Source organism: Rhodopirellula maiorica SM1 (genome assembly GCF_000346295.1).
GTDB classification, from domain to species: domain Bacteria; phylum Planctomycetota; class Planctomycetia; order Pirellulales; family Pirellulaceae; genus Novipirellula; species Novipirellula maiorica.
Window position 1 is genome coordinate 1 of the sequence record NZ_ANOG01000598.1, and the last position, 1,116, is coordinate 1,116.

At 53.3% G+C, this 1,116-nt stretch carries 1 pseudogene; it reads right to left on the reverse strand.

The window, feature by feature from the left end:
* Positions 1-221, reverse strand: a pseudogene (locus RMSM_RS19125) (hypothetical protein); the annotation flags it as partial.
* Positions 222-1,116 lie beyond the last annotated feature (895 nt).

Below are 1,116 nucleotides of genomic sequence, written 5' to 3' on the forward strand. Positions count from 1 at the left end.
GGCGACGCTATCAAACTGCTGAGTCGCCTTGCGAAGCCTTGCTGAATATCTGCCCACAATCCGTGGACATTCCAGTGCATCGCTTGCTGAATCGTGACCGGGTCGTTGGCAAACCGATGGACTTCGGCCAGTTGCATCCGATCATTTTGAAGCGATCCCGCGATCACGCGTCCGCTCGAAGCACCTAAATCTACTGCCAAATGGACCGGAACCGAACTCATCGTATGAAATTCCTCGTGTTATCGTCGGGTAATCAGGAAAGGTCGCAGATGATAGCAGGATATTGGGCGACTGCCGCCCTTGGTAAGGCGGTAACGGGACCTATTCCGGGTAACTGTGTTCGCGGTGCTGCGATGTTTGGCGGTCGTGAAAGCAGGGAAGGTCGGGGGGATTGCTGCATGCCCGCTTCGGGACACTGAGTTTCCAGGGGGTGGGGATATTTTGTTCACCGACCTGGCCACGCATATTCTGTGGGGGGGAATCAGCCATTTTTTTGCAACTGGACAGATCGATTTGCAAGCGAAAAATAACCCGAATGGCGGTTGCAAAATGCGGCCTCAAAAATGCATTCGATTGACACAAACTTTTTTAACTGCCGCAAGCGGAACACTTTATGTCGCGAGGGGCTGTTCCCGGAAAACGAATTTGAGAAAACTGTGGTTGACCCGCCACCTGCAAAACGTAATCTAACGGTGTCGCCACATCACTCATCCGCCATATTTCAGAGGCGGAATCCAGGAAGATGTGTACGATCGTCAACTGATGCTAAGTTGTTGATTTGATTAGAGTTATCAAAGGGATCGTGAAGGTTGTGTTATCACAGCGTTACTCGTCCTGCTTAATATTGCGCTAGCAATGGATTGTGCCTAAATTGCGTCTTCCGCGAGTTCGCCTCGCGTGGGGTTTACGCGGTCAGCTTGCGGCCACGGGCTGATACACGTCGATTAGTCGACTGACATTTGTCGATCGATTTATCACGGACCTCACGGGCCGGGTACACGGAGTACCCGGCCGCGAACGCTCGCGAGATGCAGTCTTCTTTCGCGCAAGCCACACAGCTTCACCCTCCCCTTGGGAGGGTCGGCCGCTGAAAGCGTCGGGGAGGGCTGGTGACTT